The organism is Brevibacterium senegalense, from assembly GCF_000285835.1.
In the GTDB taxonomy this organism is placed as follows: Bacteria; Actinomycetota; Actinomycetes; order Actinomycetales; family Brevibacteriaceae; genus Brevibacterium; species Brevibacterium senegalense.
In genome coordinates, this window is record NZ_CAHK01000065.1 from 1 (window position 1) to 1,813 (window position 1,813).

General features: G+C 65.3%; 1 protein-coding gene. It reads left to right on the top strand.

Features of this window, described 5'->3' with window-relative positions:
- Nucleotides 1-791 precede the first annotated feature (791 nt).
- Nucleotides 792-1,301, top strand: a complete 510-nt coding sequence (locus tag HGBR_RS00005) for an RES family NAD+ phosphorylase (RefSeq protein WP_026077202.1) — start codon at nucleotides 792-794, stop codon at nucleotides 1,299-1,301.
- The last annotated feature ends 512 nt before the right edge of the window (nucleotides 1,302-1,813 follow it).

The window sequence follows — 1,813 nt, forward strand, 5'->3', positions numbered from 1 at the left end:
ACATCGTGTGTTGGAAGCCAGAACACGTGTCTGGCATGGGTGCGACCATCGGGATCTGCCTGTCCATCTTTGCTGTGGATCCCGTTTCCGTGTGCCGCGCTGATGGCGCAGCCTGTCTTTGGTCGGCTGGGCGACCACGTCCTCGAGCACGGATCTCGCACGCGCAACCTGAGGACCGAGCGCGGCGGCTTCGTCGTGGTCGGTGACGCGGGAGAGCGCGGTAGTCAGCACGGGGGGTTCGATGAGAGGGGTCCAGGACGCGGTCGTCCGCCGGTCTCGGAACTGCCAGTCGATGAGGTGGTGCGTTTCGGCGTGGTGGAAACGCTGCAGCGGGTGCATCGGTTTCGGGTCCTGCCGGCTGTGGTCTTGCCGTGCTTCTTCAGCGGTCCGGCGCAGAGTACACGTGTGGGTCGATCGGAGGCACCCCACTGGTGCTGAGTCCCGGGAGCGAAGTGAATGGTCTGTCGCCTGGCGTCTGCTGTGCGCGCGTCCGCCATGCGTGTCCGGAATCCACCTCGAGCACACGCGCGAGGATGGCGTATCCAAGGTTCGAGTACTCGCACGAACCCACCGGACCGCGCCGTTGCTCTGAGATGTCAGGCAGATCGACGGGGTGGAAGCGCTGAGTGGTGCACGTCGCGTGTGGGTCGCGTTCTTCGGCTGCCGTCTTGATCATTCACCGCTCGTCGCCGGCCCTCGTGGGGAGTTCACCGGGGATCGAGGTGTCCGCCTGTCGGGCCGCTTCGGGTTTCGTCAGTCGTGGGACCAGGTGACGTGCAAGGCTGAGAGCGATGAGAGACTCTGCTCCACACTTCGCTCCTACGATCACTGGAACGTTCTACCGTGCCGTCGATCCGCGGTTCCGTGATCAGGTGATCGCGGGATCGCGCAGGGCGGGACGCTACTCGCGCTCGAGCCAGCCCACTCTCTATCTGAGCTCGTCCGTCGCCGGCGTCGAGGCCGCGATGATCGCGCACACAGACGGGACGTCCCCGGCGCCGGCGATTGTCGCGGTGGAGGTCGCGGCTTCACGGATCCTCGATCTTCGGGACCCTGCTACGGTCGCATCCGCCGGTGTCGACCTCGAGGATGCAGTCGCGCCGTGGCAGGGCATCGTCGCCGCCGGGGGAGTGCCGACGTCGTGGGCGGTCCGCGATCAGCTTGTCGAGTGGGGTGCCAACGGTTTGCTCGACCCCTCCCGCACCCGCCCGGGGCTGTGGCATCTGGTCCTGTTCCGGTGGAACCAAGCGGATGCGCCGACCGTGCGGGTGTCAGACGGTACCCCGTCATCGGCACAGTGACCCAGGACGTCGTTCACCTGGATACGACCCACGTGCAGATGTCGGCGCGCTGCAGGTCGCCTCGCGAGCACTGGGACCGAGTCGATGCCCCCGCGTGGGGGAGATTCCGGCGCCCCGCTACTCCACGCTGCCCTCGTGCAGCCGGCACGGCGGGCGCCTGTGAGGCGCCGACCGCATTGTGATGGGTGCCATAGGGTTCTGAGTTGCGGGTGGGTGAACTCCTGGCGTAGGTTTATACCTGTTGCTCGACGGGAACACCGAAGAGAACGGGATGGCCGGTCGGATACGAACCGCAGTTGTCCCGGTACCACTGGAACGGCAGTCGGCAGCGATCACTCTTCACCTGGTCTTCTGGGTCGTTCACGTGTGAACGTGGCGGTCTGGTGGGTGTGGTGTGGATCTCAGGTTCTGGGATTTGCGCTTGTGGGTGGGGTAAGTATAGAGTTAACTCTCGTTGCTCTGCGGGTGTCAGGTGGTGAAACGCCTGGTGAACGTGGGTAACGTGAGACGTA